Origin of the sequence: Paenibacillus sp. FSL R5-0914, from assembly GCF_038004525.1 — a bacterium.
Classification (GTDB): Bacteria; Bacillota; Bacilli; order Paenibacillales; family Paenibacillaceae; genus Paenibacillus_AQ.
In genome coordinates, this window is record NZ_JBBORH010000003.1 from 367,888 (window position 1) to 384,439 (window position 16,552).

Here is a 16,552-nt window from a genome sequence, read left to right on the forward strand (position 1 = left end):
TTTGAATCGAAGCTCTCCCTATAGATTCCCGCATTTAATAAGTACATACTTTTTTTAATTCGTTAAAGTAAATCGAACGATATCTCTTTGATTTACCAATATATAGTGTAAGACCGAAGGAGGGATTGAGAGGGATGAAACATCCAAATGAATATTCTCAGCTCATTGCGCTTACGCTAGCCGGCAGTCGTGAAGCGTATGGTGAGCTATATGAAGCAACGATCCGGGATGTGTATCAGACCGTTCATTTCCTCGTTCGCGAAACCTCCGATGTGGATGATATCGTTCAGGAGATTTACATTCAGGTGCACCGTTCTCTTGAACAATTTGACGTAAACCGCCCCTTTAAGCCTTGGCTGATGGGAGTGGTCATGCGGCAAATTCATGCCTATCGAAGAAAGAGATGGACGCATCTCCGAATGGTAAAAAAAGTAGAACAAACAGATCTAATGCTGGAGCATGATTTCACGAGTGATGTTGTGGACAGGTTATCTAATCGCCGCCTGCTAGCAAGTGTAGATCGTCTTCCATTTAAGCTGAAGCAGGTGATTATTCTGCATTATTTAAACGAATATTCACAGGAAGAAAGTGCTGCGATACTGGGTATTCCGCTCGGAACCGTGAAATCCCGTATTCACGCTGCACTGCAGAAGCTTCGTCAGAAGCCAGACAATCATACTCTTTTTAAGGGAAAGGTGGAGGACCTGCATGAATTTCAATGAAGAGTTACGGACAGTTCTGCAGGAAGAGGCGAGAAATATAAGTGCCCCACCGGAACTCAAGGAGCAAATATTAAATAGGGCCGTGGCCAAACAAGGGGGAAGACGTATGAAGAAATGGCTCGTGGCAAGTATTATGGCGGCTGCACTATTAATTCCTACTGGAGCTTATGCCGGATATCATTATTTGGCAGACAACATGTATGGATCCCCAGCAACTGCTGCTACGATAGGAGTAACCCAGCAACAATATGACAGGCTTGAAGCCAAACTGCAAAACGCGAAGCAAAGCTTTGACGAAGAGGAATTCACAAAGCTGATGTCCTTACTAGAGGAATTGGGATCTTATAATCTGCAAATGGCCGATGCTGAGGGCGTCTTTCACCTAGAACAGTTAGGTGTGAAGGACCAGAAGGCATATAAAGAGTTACAGGCTAAGCTTGAACCATATTTCGAACAAATAAATGAAGCGAAAACATCAAAGAAATCAGTGCAATCCGTAGATCGTGATGCTTTCTGGAATGGCTTGCTTGAAAAAGCTGAACAGAGGCTTACTAAAAAAGAGTTTGAGGAGATCGAACGATTAATCATAGACTTACAAAGCTATGATGCTAAGGTATTTGATGCAGATGGCAGTGTTCATATGGATCGGCTTTCGAAAGAAGAGATTCAAAACCAAGAGAAGTTAATTGAAATGCTAGACCCTTATATTAAAAAGCGGGATATGATGATTAAACCTAGCTCTTAGTTGAATTTAAATGCATGTATTGAATAACTATCGATAGCAATATCATAAGAAAAACCATCAGAAAAGGTCTATTACACCTTGTATTCTGGTGGTTTTTATCTTTTACTAATCTAAAGTCTATACATTGATCACCGAATAATTGCATAATGAAAAGGAATAGAAAAAAAGTATTTGACCACTGGAATAATTAGACATATATTTATTAAAATGCTATTTGCTTATCTATGAATTATGTTGGCGGAAGGTGGCTTTGATCATGAAGCAGATGACCATTCGTGCAGAACTGGCAGACTATCTCAAGAAGCAGGGGATAACGATCAATCAGTTCGCAGAGGTGTCTAAGGTAAATTCAGGCACGATCAGTAATATCATCAATGGGAATCGCCCAATAGCCATGCAACAATTAGATCGGATTACAGAAGGTATGGGATTAGAAGAAGGCTGCTACTATGATTTGTATGTGGATGAGTGTTTTGTTCACTCCAATCCGAATTGGAGACGTCTTCGGCCATTTCTATATCGCTGTGCAGAGCTGGATAAGCTGGAATGTATTGCACGGGTAGTTGGGATTATGATGGATAGCTTATCTTATACGCCTTCGTTATTTGATACTGCAGAAGATTTTTTTACGCTAGGGAAGCACAAAGCAGCAGCGATGTTATATCAGAGTGTGGCTGAGAGTGAGAAGTATCAACATTCAGAGCGGCTGGCCCTTTGCCAATACAGGCTATTCACGATCGCTTTGGGTGAAGATCGGGATGCTAATTTGCGAGCAGCTGTGCAATTTGAAGGATTTGTTAACCGGCTTGATGAGGTGGACCAGCTTGATGCGCTGAAAGATTTGGCGAATACATATAGTGCTTTACGACATTGGGATAAGGTAATGGCAATGGCTAAGGAAATGGGGAATAAAGCAACAATTCAATATCATGCTAAATACGACCGTGCCAGAAAAAGCAGGCTTCAAAGGGAACCTGAAATACCACTATTCTCATATATTCAATACTCTTACATGTTACGTTCAGTAGTTTATAGAGAGCTAGGAGATTATGATAGGGCTTTACATTATGTTAACATGTACATGGATATGAACTGGATTCGGGAAGACACGGAAGAAGCTTTGCAGCTTATGAATCAATGTATGGAGTGGGCACGGGCTAATATTAACTTGCTGCGAATTTTAAAAGGGGATATAACGGTGCTGCCGGAATATGTGGCATATCTTGAACAAAGAGAGGAAGAGATCCTCTCAGGTCTGTTCAAAATCCTTCAAGCAGCTAATTATTACCAATTTAACGTGGATGATATTCTTCTGCAGTTTGAGGGAAAAATATCAGATTGTAAAGACCGTCATCAGCTAGAGATTAGATCCTATAATCAACAAATCTTCGAAGATAGATATACCAACTTGATGGCTGAGATAGCGTTTTATTATATAAGAAGAAATAAATATGAGATTAGTATAAAGTATATAATGGAAAGTTTAGAATATTCAGTAAAAATCAATAGCGAATCATGTATTATAAAATGTGTTGGAATGTTCGAAGAGCTTCGTCATACGGTATCTTTAGAAACGCAAAAAGAATACCGAAACCTAATTAGTAAGGTGCAGCGAATCAACGAAAAGAAAAATGGCTTTGTTGTTAGCAGTGCATAGTAACGTAATTATTACCTTCCTTCTAATATTTATTAGAATCATTTCTTTATAGTACTGCACTTATTTGTAAAATATAGAATTTGACATATACCTCTAGTATATTAATTTGAGGAGGTAGTGTAATGAATAATCCAGAAATTATCCAAAAGAGAATAGAGGGTGCTAGAGCCAAACTTTATTTAATGGAAAGGGAATACGGTGGATTGTTACATCCAAATGTGATCAGACAGTCGATGAGGTTGGATGAATTAATCAATCAGTACAATAAAGCAATACATAGTGATAATGAGAGTTGAAACAAGAAACTGATCGTATAATTTTCTCTCTATTCAAAAGATAAGACCTACATAATGTTATTACATTTCTGTATAAAACATAAAGCCAGCGCTATGCGTGGGCTTTTTTTGTTTGTATGTTCCTAAAAAATAAATCTAACTCCCAGCTTGTCATGCCCGTCTGCATATTGCGGCCAAGTCCCTCATAGACATGTACTAATCAATGCATTCAAAACAGGTTAAGGGGATGATGTCATGCGCCGGACAATATGGGTACTCGCGATCATTATGAGCGTGGCCCTGGTGATGACGGGGTGCGGGAAGAAGGATGCCGCTTCCGTGGTCAAGGATTTGAACAATGTGGCCGACAAGTTGGAGAGTAAGCAGGGAACGTACCAAGCTTCAGGCATTATGACCCTATTCACCGGCGAGCAGCCGCAGGAGTATAAGGTAGAGGTATGGTACAAGAACCCTTCTTATTACCGGATCAGCTTGGCGAATGTACAGAAGGATATTACGCAGATCGTGCTTCGTAATGATGAGGGTGTGTTCGTACTTACACCAAGTATGAATAAGAGCTTCCGCTTCCAGAGTGATTGGCCGGACAATCAAGGCCAGGTTTATTTGTATCAGACACTAGTTCGGGGCATCGTCTCAGATAACAATCGTCAATTTGTGGAAGATGGAGATAACTATGTGTTTGAGGTAGCTGCGAATTATCAGAGCAATGCCCTTGTGCGGCAGAAGATTTGGCTGGATAAAAAGACTTATGAGCCTAAACAGGTTCAAGTCTCTGATTCTGAAGCCAAGGTAGTTGTTGACGTGAAGTTTGACACCTTTAAATTCGATACAGATTTCACTAAGGATTCCTTTGATATGCAAAAGAATATGACTACAGGTGCTGCTTCAGAAAGTACAGTAGCTCAGGTTGACGAAAATGGAAATCCGGTTGTAGTTCCTGAGGGTCAGGAGCAAGAGGGGCAACCTGTCGCTGCTGAGCTGGGTGACTTTGGTATTATCGAACCGGGGTACGTTCCGGCAGGTGTCGAGTTGAAGGACTCCCATAAAATGGAGGGGAACAAGGATCATGCTGTTCTCATCCGGTATGATGGGGTTTATCAATACACCATTATGGAAGCCCGTCCATTGGACCGTGCAGTAGCATTGGCTCCTGGAACGCTGATAGATCTTGGTTTTACCGCAGGACTTCTGAGTGGTGATGAGCAGCAGACTTTGACTTGGATGTCTGAGGGTATAGAGTATCGAATTACAAGTGCTAATCTTCCTGTTAACGAAATGATGCAAATTGCCGCTTCTATGGAGGCACAATCGGGTAAATAATATAAAGTAGGCGGATACTGCGTTTTGTGGGATTCTTTCCTCTACAACGTAGTATCCGCCTTTCTATATTTGCCAGCGCTCCAGCCGCTTTGAACTGAATCGAAAAGATAACTGAGCTCACATTGACAGCCACCTTCCGTAGCATTACCATGAGTACTAAGACAATGATCATTACAGCTATGACGTTTTACTACAACGTAAGAAGGTGACTTTGAAGTGCAAGCAAGCTATCGACCGACAGTAGCCGAAATTAATCTGGATGAATTGCGTGCCAATTACGAAGCCTTTCGCCGCTACTTGCCGGCAGAGACAAAGTTTATGGGATGCGTCAAAGGAAATGCGTACGGCCATGGAGCAGTGGAAGTGACACGGGAACTGGAAAGACTCGGAGCAGATTATGTTAGTGTGGCTTTTTTGGATGAAGCATTGGAGCTGCGTCAGGCGGGAATACTGATTCCTATACTGGTGCTTGGCTACACTTCTCCGGAAGGAATAGCCATTGCCTGGGAGAACCATGTAACTGTAACACTGTTCACACCGGAAGTATTAGAGGCTGTTAGACAGCTTCCTATAGATCCGGAACATCGGCTGAAGGTGCATATCAAGATTGATAGCGGGATGGGGCGACTGGGTCTTTTACCAGATGACGCACCCGCATTTATCTCTGAAGTGCAGTCTGTTGCGCAGGCGGAGCTGGAGGGTATGTTTACCCATTTTGCCAAGGCAGACGAACTAGACAAAAGCTATACACTGGAACAGCATCGACGGTTCATGAGCGTGGCGGAAACGCTGCGGGAGCAGAACATTCAGATCCCGATCATACATACGGGCAATAGCGCTACGGCCATTGATTCACCTTATTTATCCAGCAACATGGTGCGGGTAGGCATCAGCTTGTACGGATTTTATCCCTCAACTGAGGTAAACCGTCAGCTGGTAGAACTACATCCGGTAATGACGCTGAAGACGCAGGTTGTATATGTGAAGAGCCTGCCTTCTCATTGGGGCGTCAGCTACGGCACTCGGTACTTCACAGACAGCGAGGAGATTATCGCAACGTTACCTGTGGGGTACGCAGATGGATATTCCCGCATGCTAACTGGCAAAGCGGAGGTGTTAATACGTGGACGCCGCGTTCCTGTCGTCGGAACAATCTGCATGGATCAGTGTATGGTATCACTCAAATCTTTCGCTGAAGAAGCGGAACAAATTAAAGCAGGCGAAGAAGTTGTACTCATCGGCCGTCAAGCTGACGTGATGGTCACGGCAGACGAGTTGGCTCTCCATCTTGGAACGATTCACTACGAGGTAATTTGCATGCTGGCTCATCGGGTGCCGCGCGTTTATATCCGTGAAGGCACACTTCCTAAATTAGTAAATGCTCTGTTACAATCTTAAAGTTCTTGACAGTGATGTTATTCAAGGGAGAAAATAGAAGGAATTGTATCGTTTTAGGATATATGACTAAAAGCCTATACGAACCGCCATTTCTAGTTTATAATGGGATGCAGCATACTTGATATACTGGCGGCATATATTCCTTGTATAAAATTCCTTGTATATTGCAACACTGGAACACAAGGGCAGAAGGTTTGTGGGGGTGGAAGAGAAGGTGGCCAATTTGCAGAACACCAAAAGAATCATGATCAGCTTGCCCGATCATCTCTTGCAGGAAGTGGACGGAATTGTTCAATTGGAGAATTCCAACCGGAGTGAATTGATTAGGCAGGCCATGAAGCTGTATTTGAGCGAACGGAGGAAACGTTCTATCCGGGAGTCCATGCAGCGCGGCTACATGGAAATGGCTAAGATCAACTTGACCATGGCATGCGAGGCGTTCCTCGCGGAGGAAGATGCAGACAGCACTCTTGGCCGCTTAGTAAGCGGGGTGTAGACATTGATCGTTAAACGTGGCGATGTTTTTTTTGCTGATCTTTCGCCGGTTGTAGGTTCTGAGCAAGGCGGAGTAAGGCCAGTACTGGTAATCCAGAATGATATTGGCAATCGCTTTAGCCCGACGGTAATTGTGGCCGCAATCACGGCCCAAATCCAGAAGGCTAAATTACCTACGCATGTGGAAATTGACGCAGCAGCTCATGGCTTTGACAGAGACTCTGTTATACTGCTGGAGCAGGTTAGGACGATTGACAAACAACGCTTAACTGACAAGATCACCCACCTTGATGATGAGACTATGAAGAAGGTGGATGATTCGCTGCAAATCAGCCTCGGACTGATTGATTTTTAATCACCCAGGGTTATAGATAATCCATGAGATAGGCGCTCGGGTACGAATCCGGGCGTCTTTTGATGTGCATTTTTACGAACTCATGGTAAAAAAGGATTAGGGGTTCACTTTTACAAAATGATCTGATAGTATTAGACCGTACGGTCGGTTTAGGAGGTGCTTAGAATCAGAGGACGTTCAGACGGAGAAGAAACAAAGAAACGAATTGTACTTAAAGCCACACAGCTGTTTGTTCAGAAGGGGTATGCAGCTGTAACCATGAATGAAGTTTGCGTAGCCTCGAATGTTAGTAAGGGCAGCTTATATCATCATTTTCCGAGCAAGGATGAACTTTTTTTATATGTGGTAGAAGAGGATACGGCGCAGTGGTTACAGGCGTGGGAAGATAAGAAGAATGAAATTGTTGGTGTTCAGGAGCGTTTATATGCTTTAGCCGAGCACTATGCAAATGATTTTCAGAATCCGTTGATTCGGGCGCTTGAGGAATTCTCAAGAAGCAGAGTTCATCCGGAGGAAATCACTAAGCGGCTTGCTCATTTATATGAGGCTGCCTCGCATGCGTGTCGTGATCTTCTGAAGGAAGGCATGGACACGGGGTATTTTATTAAGGGTGATTTAGAGGATTATGTGATTATTGTAAATGGTATGCTCGAAGGGATCGGAAGAGCTGCTGAATGTTCTATTCCTGAAAAGACTCCGGATGATATCAAAAAATATTACCGGGAATCAGTACGATTGTTATTACAAGGGATATATACGGGGTAAGATATAATGGGGCTTGAAAGGAGCTTTACATTCAGGAATCAAGAAGGCTGAAGCTTCTTAAAGGCACCGGATTAGAAGGATTATTTTTTTGCTATAATTTAGACCGGATGGTCGGTCTCTACAGGGAAACTATTTGAAGACTTGGCTTTAGAAACTACGGAGGTTAACACAATGTCATTACTACTTAGAAACAGGGGCGCTATGCTACTTGTTATGCTTAATATTTTTCTTGCTTTTACAGGGATCGGACTTGTAGTCCCTATCATGCCTACTTACATGAATGAACTTGGGATCACAGGAAGTACCGTTGGGCTGTTAGTGGCTTCATTCTCCCTTGCCCAATTATTAGTATCGCCATTCGCCGGCAGGTTATCCGACAGAATTGGCCGAAAAAAAGTGATCGTTGCGGGTCTGATCGTGTTTGCTTTTTCAGAGCTGCTCTTTGGTCTGGCGAATGTGTCCTGGCTCTTGTTCGTTTCAAGACTGCTCGGTGGTGTAGGCGCTGCGTTAATTATGCCAGCTGTTATGGCTTATGTAGCGGACACGACCTCTTTTGAAGAGAGAGCGAAAGGCATGGGGCTTATTAACGCAGCCATTACTACCGGATTTATTATCGGTCCAGGGATTGGCGGTTATCTTGCTGAGCTTGGCATGCGGGTACCCTTTTTCTGTGCGGCTGGTGCGGCTGGGATCGCAGCTCTAATCACAGTTTTGATCTTGCCTGAGTCTCTGTCTGTAGAGAAACGGATGGAAGCGAAGCTATCTAAAAATAATCAGGAGAGCTTCTTCACGCAATTGATGCGTTCTTATCGTGAACCTTACTTTTTTGGGTTAATTATTGTATTTGTTATGGCTTTTGGATTGGCTAACTATGAAACGGTATTCGGATTGTTCGTGGACCATAAATTTGGCTTTACCCCTAAAGATATTGCTTTTGTGATTACCTTTGGCTCAATCGCCGGTGCTGTGGTGCAGGTATCCGCGTTTGGCTGGATTCTGAATAAATTCGGCGAGAATAAGGTAATCTCCACTTGCCTTATAACTGCTGCAATGTTTATTCTGTTGACGCTGTTTGTAAGTGGCTTCTGGGCGATTTGTGCGATTACCTTTGTCGTATTCTTGGCTATGGATATTCTTCGACCAGCGGTAGGCACCCAGTTATCCAAAATGGCGGGGGAAACGCAGCAAGGCTTCGTAGCAGGAATGAACTCTGCTTATACGAGTCTTGGAAATATCGCAGGGCCTATCGTTGCAGGGTATCTTTTTGATCTAAGTATTAACTTTCCATATGTGGCAGCGGCGTTTGTTCTAGCATTATGTTTTATGTTGTCACTTAGTTCTGGAAAAAGGGGAATGGGACAACGCGCGTAAACCACCCAATCTACCTCCTCTCTAGGCTGGACTTTGGAACAGAGCCGATCTGTGATACTATTTTAGTTATGAGAACAAGAATTGTATAAGCAGATTGTGTACGGGAAGAGGGATACTAATGACGGTAGATAACAGCAATACGGGAGTCATTACGGAAGAGGCGGCCGCACAGCGGGAGCAGGAATTGATTACTGTAGCGATTGCCAAGGAATTGAACATTAGCCTGAAGCAGGTGCGTACAACGGTTGGACTGCTGGATGAGGGGAATACGATTCCGTTCATCGCCAGATACCGGAAAGAAATGACGGGTGAGCTGGACGAGAATGCGCTGCGTGATATTGAAGAGCGCCTGGCTTATCTTCGCAATTTGGGCGAACGTAAGAAAGACGTTATCCGCAATATTGAAGAGCAGGGCAAGCTGACCAAGGAACTTCATGAACAAATCACAAATGCGGTCAAGCTGCAGGAAGTGGAGGACTTGTATCGTCCTTTCCGTCAGAAGCGTAAGACTCGTGCTAGTGTTGCGAAGGAAAAAGGCTTAGAGCCGCTTGCAAACTGGATTATGGAGCAGCAAAGACAAGGTGACCCACAAACTGAGGCAACGAAATATATAGATGCTGAAAAAGGAGTGGAGACCGCAGATCAAGCGCTTCAAGGTGCACTGGATATCATCGCCGAGAACATTGCAGATGATCCTGCGATCCGCTCTTGGGTTCGGCAATATACGGCAAGTCAGGGCATCCTTGTGTCTGAAGCTAAGGATGCAGAGCAGGAATCCGTATACGAGAACTACTATAGCTACCGTGAACCTGTACACAAAATGCCACCTCACCGAATTCTCGCCATTAATCGCGGTGAGCGGGAGAATATACTGAAGGTAGGTATTGAGGTTGTCACTGACAAAATTCATGCTTACATTGCGCGGAAAATCATTAAAGGCCCATCCCCAGTGAAGGAACTGCTGGAGGCAGTGACTGAGGATGCCTACAAGCGTCTGATTGCTCCTTCTGTGGAGCGTGAGGTTCGTGGGGAGATGACCGAGCGGGGCGAGAATCAAGCGATCTCGATCTTCTCTGGTAATCTACGCAGCTTGCTGCTGCAGCCGCCCGTTAAGGGACGCTGTGTGCTGGGTGTTGACCCTGCCTATCGTACCGGCTGTAAGCTGGCCGTCGTAGACGATACTGGTAAGTTGCTTGAAGTAGCCGTGACCTATCCTACGCCACCGAACAACAAGAAAATTGAAGCCGCTGCTAAGTTTAAAGAACTAATCGCTAAATATGGCATTCAGCTCATCGTGATCGGAAATGGGACAGGCTCTCGTGAGACCGAGCAATTTACGGCAGAAGTGATCGCCGAAATTGGCGATCCAGAGCTGGCTTACCTGATCGTTAATGAGGCTGGTGCGAGTGTCTATTCTGCTTCCAAGCTGGCGCAGGAGGAGTTCCCGGATCTGGATGTAGCAGAGCGTAGTGCAGCTTCTATCGCCCGCCGTGTGCAGGACCCGCTGGCGGAGCTGGTGAAGATCGATCCGAAAGCTATCGGTGTGGGTCAGTATCAGCATGACGTCTCCCAGAAGCATCTGGAAGAGAGTCTTAAGGCTGTCGTAGAATCGGCGGTTAACCATGTGGGCGTGGATGTAAATACGGCATCTCCTGCCTTGCTCTCTTATGTGGCTGGCGTTAACGGTACGATTGCTAAAAATATCGTTAAATATCGTGAAGAGAACGGTAAGTTCACGACTCGGAAGCAGCTGCAAAAGGTGTCTCGTCTGGGTGCGAAGTCCTATGAGCAATGTATCGGCTTCCTGCGGATTCCTGGAGGGGATAACACCTTGGACCGCACGCCTATTCACCCGGAGTCATATCCGGTGGTGGATCGGTTGTTCCGTGAGCTGAGCCTAGATGTAAACAAGCTGGGCAGCAAAGAAGTGGCTTCACAGCTGGAGGCACAAAATGCCGAGGAGCTGGCTGTGAAGCTGGATGTCGGCGTGCCAACGCTTCGCGACATCCTAGAGAGCTTGCAGCGTCCGGGCCGCGATCCGCGCGAGGAGCTGCCGTTGCCGATCTTCCGCACCGACGTGCTGAAGATCGAGGATCTGGTTCCTGGCATGGAAATGCAGGGAACCGTCCGCAACGTGATCGATTTCGGCGCATTCGTCGATATCGGGATCAAGAACGATGGGCTGGTGCATATATCCCAGCTCAGCGGCAGCTTTGTGAAGCACCCGATGGATGTTGTCTCCGTAGGAGATAATGTCACCGTCTGGGTGATGGGTGTTGACCTGAAGAAGGGCCGGGTCAGCCTGACCATGCGTCCGCCGCGTGTTGAGGCAGGAAGTCTTAGCTAAAGTGAACTAAATGAACAAATAAAGCCATCTACTTCGTGAGGAGTAGATGGCTTTTTCTTTTGACTGAATGGTATTGAAACAAACAGCTGTATCTATGAAGATCTCGTTAAATTGTCTAACTTAATAGCTAACTCATTCAGATTGCTAATGCTAATCACCGTTTCAGAAACATGTTGTTGCTGGACCTCAGCGCTAGCGAGGACTTGTTCAATAGCTGCGGTATTCTCTTCGGTAATTGCAGCCACTGAATTAACTTCGCCGAGTACAAGGGTGGATGCGTGCCGGATATGATCGCTCCTATCCTTCAGGTCTTCTGCTTGTTCAAGCACCTGGTGTGTATTGTTTCGAATGCCCTCGAATAATCGAGCGATATCATCAGTGGAATTTTTCCCTGATTCTACAACTAGCAACCCGTTAGAAACCATATCGCCAACCTGCGCAATATTATTTTGAATGCTTCTGAGAATCCGGGCAATGTCCGCGGATGCATTGTGGGAGCTCTGTGCCAATTTTCGGATTTCATTGGATACGACTGCGAAACCTTTGCCGTGTTCCCCCGCATGAGCGGCTTCAATAGAAGCATTTAGCGACAAAAGATTCGTCTGCTCAGCAATTCCTACGATGCTGGAAACAATCGATTCAATCTTCTGATTTTCTTCATTCATTTGTGTCATCAAGCCAGCAGTACTCGTTACGATATCCGTAACTTCAGACATAGTTCCAGTTAAGCGAATGATTTCATCTTGCCCCTCTTGCGTAATTTGATCCGTTTCACGGCTTCTATTGCTCATGGAGACGGAGGCAGCATTTGCCTGCATAGCTGATTCGTTTAACTGCTGCATAGCATTTGAGATATCGCTAACACTCTGTGCTTGTGATTCTACTCCACTAGCTATCTCTTGGAAGGCGGTTACGACTTCTTTGGAAATTCGATCTGTTGTCAGTACGTTGTTATGCATTAGATTACTAGATTGACTCAGAACTCCTACGGATTCAGTAACACCTGTAAGAATGGTCTCCATTTCCGCTCTGGCACGTTCAGCTTCGTTGCTGCTCTTAGACATATTTTTGAACATTTTCGTACCAATCTGACTCTGATAGATCAGAACCAGTATCATCATGATGAGAAAAACGTTAACACTTAAGGCATCAACGGATTCGAAAGCGGGTTTGGTCATTAGAAAATAGTTGAGTAAGATACAAGCTATCACACCATTAAGGAGCAATGGGCGATAGTTGTGATAGAGGGATACGATGCCTAGACCCCAGTATAGAATTAACGTACTAATGATATTTGCCCCTGCATCGATGTAGAAGTATGTAATGATATTAAAGCCAATAGCTGTTATGTACATAATATAAGGTGTAGCCACACGTTTCCAAATTAGTACCGTACACAATAATCCAAGGGGGACCGCTGCTGATATAATCGCCATGATTGTTTGTGGAAATCTGTAAAGCGAAATTGAACCGAACAACAAACAGCCCCAAAACAAGTAAATAATTAATTTGTTTCTCTGGTGTAATTCAGACATATGATTCAAGGGCATATTCACACTCCATAATGTAATAGTACTTCTGATTTTTAAGTTTAAGAGATTCACGAAATGATGTCTATGATGTTAAGGTAAGTGTCTGCGATCCTTAAAAAAACACGAAAAAAACCTCCCTTAGGTAAAATGGAAGTTCCACACAACCATTCAGATCCGAGAGAGGTTTCTTTTGTAATATTATTCCGCAACAATCAAGCTCGTGCGTTTGGTTTTAAACTTCTGGAGGAAGCTTCGATCTATATTACGGTCGGTAATAATGTATCCAATTTTATCGAGTGAGGCGATGCCGATGGTCACATCTTTCCCGAATTTAGTATGGTCAGCGGCAACATAAACTTCTTTGGAGAGATCGATAATTTTTTTGCGCGTTTGAGCTTCCTCCAGATTATAGTCGGAGATGCCTTTTTCAAGGGTAATGCCGCTTGCGCAAATAAAAGCCTTAAGGATATTTAATTCACTGAAATTAAATAGATAATCATATGCAATGACAGACTGCTCATTTAGTCGGACCTTTCCGCCAATGATAATAAGCTCAACCGCACTGTTCATCAGCTCGTTTACCACAGGAATGGAGTTCGTAATGACCGTGAGATTCTTTTTATTCTTGATATATTTGGCGATCTGATAGGTGGTAGAGCCGCTGTCCAGATAGATGCAATCCCCATCGTTGATATATTCGCTGCACTTTTGGGCGATCATTTTCTTTTCCTCTAAGTGACCGACCATCCGCGCATCCATTGGAGATTCAGCAAACTCCGATTCCACCAGTTTAATTCCACCATAAATCTTCTTGATCTTCCCTTGCTTGTCCAGCAGGTTGATATCTCTGCGAAGGGTATCGATAGAAATATTAAGCTCTTCTGCTAGCTCCGGCAGCTTCTGAACCTTTTTGAACATTAAGATTTCTATGATTTTCTTTTGTCTTTCCAGTGGAAACATGTAATCACCCATTCAAAGTTTATATCGCTTTCGATAGTTGAAGTATAAAGGGATTAATATAGGGTAGCAACTACTCCTTTCTAAGTTAGTCATGATATACTTATAATATACTCACAACTTATTTATAATTTACATACATTTTACGTAACTGTTTATCCTCAAAAACAAAACCTTTTTATACTGAGGTTGTACTTGAGGAGGTGGAACCTTTGCTTAAATTACAAAACATAAGCAAGCATTACGATAACAAGGTTGTTCTAGAGGATATTAGTCTAGACATCCAAGCAGGGGAAATTGTCTCCTTACTCGGCCCCAGCGGGAGTGGCAAAACCACTTTGCTAAACATCATCTTGGGATTGGCTAAGATGGAGCAGGGGCAAATCATTTTTAATGATCAAGATTTAAGCAATGTACCCATGAAGAAACGCGGATTTAATATAGTGTTCCAGGATTATGCGCTCTTCCCCAACCTTAATGCTTACGAAAATATCGTTTATGGTCTGAAAAATAAAAAGGGTTTAACGTCGGAGCATGAGGTTCAGGAGTATATCGAGTTTCTGGAATTAAAGCCGCATTTAACGAAGAAGATCGGCGCTCTATCGGGTGGGCAGAAGCAAAGGGTGGCTTTGGCAAGAACACTCGTAATGAAGCCCAAATTATTACTGCTCGATGAACCTCTAAGCGCACTGGATGGAATCATCAAGGAATCTATTAAAGCTCGGATTAAATCCATCGCCAGAGAATATAAGCTTACGACGATTATCGTCACCCATGACCCTGAAGAAGCGTTAACCCTGTCGGATAAAATTCTCATCATTAATCAAGGTCATATTGCCCAATTCGGAACACCTCAAGAGATCATTCAACAACCTAGCAATGATTTTGTAAAAGAATTTATTCTGGGGCAACTGCAAGTGAAACGGGAAAATATCTATAACCTGTTCGGTGAACATTATGCCTAAAGCTAAACCGGAAATGCGGATCATTTTTATCCCAATCGTATTGTTATTTATCGTTTTCCTGATCTTGCCACTGGCAGTTTTATTTATCCGCTCGTTTGAAACAGGCCAAGGTTATTCGGTATCCAATTATCTCACCATTCTGGCAGATCAAGAGATTCGAGAGTCCATCGGAAATAGTATGAAGGTCTCCGGTGTTACGGCACTCATCACGACGGTTCTAGCTTTTATCCTAGCCTATTCAATCCACTGTACAAGAATCTATCGCCCGTTAAAAAGCATAATTAGAACTGGAATTCTGATTCCTATGCTGCTACCTACGATTACTTACGGGTTTGCAATAATGTACTCTTTCGGCAACCAGGGACTGATTACTAAAATCTTCGGACGGAATTTATTCGAGATTTATGGATTTAATGGTCTGTTGATAGGCTACGTAATTTATACCTTACCTTCTGCTTTCCTGCTGATTCATAATTCGTTCAAGTACATTGATAAAAAGTTCATCGTCGTATCCAAGCTTATGGGGGATGGGACGCTGCGAAGCTTCATGAACACGATCGTTCGGCCTTTGTGGGGCACTTTGGGAGGGGCGTTTGTTCTTTCTTTTATCCTAAGCTTCACGGATTTTGGGATCCCTGCATCGGTGGGGGGGACGTATAACGTGGTTGCTACTCAGCTGTATCAGGTCATGCTTGGGGCTATACCGGATTTCAACAATGGGGCAGTTATTGCTGTACTGATGTTAATACCGGCGGCGTTCGGGGTTGTGCTGTTAACGTATCTTGAAAAATTCAATTTCCATTATGACAAGGTGACTGAAATCGAGATGATCCCGAATAAAGGCAGAGATTCGGTTCTTGGACTAATCTCATCCGTGATTCTAATCGGTCTACTAGCTGTATTTGCAGTCATGTTCGTTGCACCACTGATGAATGGCTATCCTTATGATCTTACGTTTACATTCAAGCATTTTGTGGATGTTTTTCAATCAAGCGATTTAATCAATGTATATAAAAATTCCTTGCTCGTAGCAGGACTGACGGCAATCGTAGGTACGATCGTGGCTTATGCTGCGGCTATCATCAATGTGCGAACGCCTATAAAAGGGAAAGCGACTTTTGACATCCTATCGATGGTGACGAACACGGTACCGGGTATGGTCCTTGGTCTGTCGTATCTACTTCTGTTCAATAACAGCAGTCTCAAAGGAACCTTTACGATTCTTGTGCTCTGCACCCTTGTTCATTACTTTACGACTCCTTATTTGATGGCAAAGAACTCTCTGGCGAAAATGAATCCATCGTGGGAAACCACTGCTGAATTATTAGGTGACAGCTGGCTGCAGACGATCCGCCGGGTCATTCTACCGAACTCTGCATCCACGGTGATAGAGATGGTCAGCTACTATTTTATCAATGCGATGGTGACCATTAGCGGAATTATCTTTCTAGTGACTGCCCAAACCTCGGTAGTTGCCAGCAAAATAAAAGAGCTGCAGCATTTCGCCAAATTTAATGAGGTGTTTGTCCTATCCATCCTGATCTTTTGCACCAACCTTATCATTAAGCTCCTAGGTGACTATCTCCAGAAACGGCAATCAAACTCTCGTTAGTTAACGATTTTAAAT

Annotated in this window: 15 protein-coding genes; 13 read left to right on the forward strand and 2 right to left on the reverse strand. The window is 43.9% G+C overall.

Annotation, left to right across the window (positions count from 1 at the left end; translation table 11 throughout):
- Positions 1-134 precede the first annotated feature (134 nt).
- The 11 genes from MKX60_RS24965 to MKX60_RS25015 all read left to right on the forward strand — a co-directional run bounded on the left by MKX60_RS24965 (position 135) and on the right by MKX60_RS25015 (position 11,471).
- The gene (locus MKX60_RS24965; protein WP_076284023.1) at positions 135-722 is read left to right on the forward strand and encodes a sigma-70 family RNA polymerase sigma factor; all 588 of its coding nucleotides are present in this window, start codon (positions 135-137) and stop codon (positions 720-722) included.
- A gap of 106 nt (positions 723-828) precedes the next feature.
- On the forward strand, positions 829-1,467 hold the full coding sequence (locus tag MKX60_RS24970; protein ID WP_341061316.1) for a DUF3600 domain-containing protein: 639 nt from the start codon (positions 829-831) through the stop codon (positions 1,465-1,467).
- Positions 1,468-1,723: 256 nt separating this feature from the next.
- Positions 1,724-3,124, forward strand: coding sequence for a helix-turn-helix transcriptional regulator (locus MKX60_RS24975; protein WP_341061317.1), 1,401 nt, complete (start codon positions 1,724-1,726; stop codon positions 3,122-3,124).
- A gap of 122 nt (positions 3,125-3,246) precedes the next feature.
- Positions 3,247-3,420, forward strand: coding sequence for an aspartyl-phosphate phosphatase Spo0E family protein (locus tag MKX60_RS24980; RefSeq protein ID WP_076284026.1), 174 nt, complete (start codon positions 3,247-3,249; stop codon positions 3,418-3,420).
- A 234-nt stretch (positions 3,421-3,654) separates the two neighbouring features.
- Positions 3,655-4,740 carry a LolA family protein gene (locus MKX60_RS24985; RefSeq protein WP_094872533.1) on the forward strand — a complete coding sequence of 362 codons (1,086 nt, stop codon included), beginning with the start codon at positions 3,655-3,657 and terminating at the stop codon, positions 4,738-4,740.
- Between the two features lie 216 nt (positions 4,741-4,956).
- A complete protein-coding gene (gene alr / locus MKX60_RS24990) occupies positions 4,957-6,138 on the forward strand; it encodes an alanine racemase (RefSeq protein ID WP_076284028.1) in 1,182 nt (393 codons plus the stop codon).
- Positions 6,139-6,352: 214 nt separating this feature from the next.
- Positions 6,353-6,634: a CopG family ribbon-helix-helix protein gene (locus MKX60_RS24995; RefSeq protein WP_025698676.1), complete on the forward strand. Its 282-nt coding sequence runs from the start codon at positions 6,353-6,355 to the stop codon at positions 6,632-6,634.
- Positions 6,635-6,637: 3 nt separating this feature from the next.
- Positions 6,638-6,988, forward strand: coding sequence for a type II toxin-antitoxin system PemK/MazF family toxin (locus MKX60_RS25000; RefSeq protein ID WP_042124727.1), 351 nt, complete (start codon positions 6,638-6,640; stop codon positions 6,986-6,988).
- A 156-nt stretch (positions 6,989-7,144) separates the two neighbouring features.
- Positions 7,145-7,753 carry a TetR/AcrR family transcriptional regulator gene (locus tag MKX60_RS25005; RefSeq protein ID WP_341061318.1) on the forward strand — a complete coding sequence of 203 codons (609 nt, stop codon included), beginning with the start codon at positions 7,145-7,147 and terminating at the stop codon, positions 7,751-7,753.
- Positions 7,754-7,924: 171 nt separating this feature from the next.
- The gene (locus MKX60_RS25010) at positions 7,925-9,124 is read left to right on the forward strand and encodes an MFS transporter (protein WP_076284029.1); all 1,200 of its coding nucleotides are present in this window, start codon (positions 7,925-7,927) and stop codon (positions 9,122-9,124) included.
- Positions 9,125-9,242: 118 nt separating this feature from the next.
- Positions 9,243-11,471, forward strand: a complete 2,229-nt coding sequence (locus tag MKX60_RS25015; protein ID WP_341061319.1) for a Tex family protein — start codon at positions 9,243-9,245, stop codon at positions 11,469-11,471.
- Between the two features lie 92 nt (positions 11,472-11,563).
- On the opposite strand, the gene MKX60_RS25020 is transcribed toward MKX60_RS25015, so the two are convergent.
- The gene (locus MKX60_RS25020) at positions 11,564-12,949 is read right to left on the reverse strand and encodes a methyl-accepting chemotaxis protein (RefSeq protein ID WP_341061320.1); all 1,386 of its coding nucleotides are present in this window, start codon (positions 12,947-12,949) and stop codon (positions 11,564-11,566) included.
- A gap of 252 nt (positions 12,950-13,201) precedes the next feature.
- Positions 13,202-13,963 carry a DeoR/GlpR family DNA-binding transcription regulator gene (locus tag MKX60_RS25025; RefSeq protein ID WP_076284150.1) on the reverse strand — a complete coding sequence of 254 codons (762 nt, stop codon included), beginning with the start codon at positions 13,961-13,963 and terminating at the stop codon, positions 13,202-13,204.
- Between the two features lie 209 nt (positions 13,964-14,172).
- Here MKX60_RS25025 and MKX60_RS25030 point away from each other — a divergent pair, with 209 nt between their 5' ends.
- Together MKX60_RS25030 and MKX60_RS25035 are read left to right on the forward strand one after the other, a co-directional pair.
- Entirely contained in the window at positions 14,173-14,925 is a 753-nt protein-coding gene (locus tag MKX60_RS25030; RefSeq protein ID WP_042124736.1) for an ABC transporter ATP-binding protein, read from the forward strand.
- Complete coding sequence (locus MKX60_RS25035; protein ID WP_076284031.1) at positions 14,918-16,537, forward strand: ABC transporter permease subunit; 1,620 nt, start codon at positions 14,918-14,920, stop codon at positions 16,535-16,537. The genes MKX60_RS25030 and MKX60_RS25035 overlap by 8 nt, the downstream gene beginning before the upstream one ends.
- Positions 16,538-16,552: the final 15 nt, after the last annotated feature.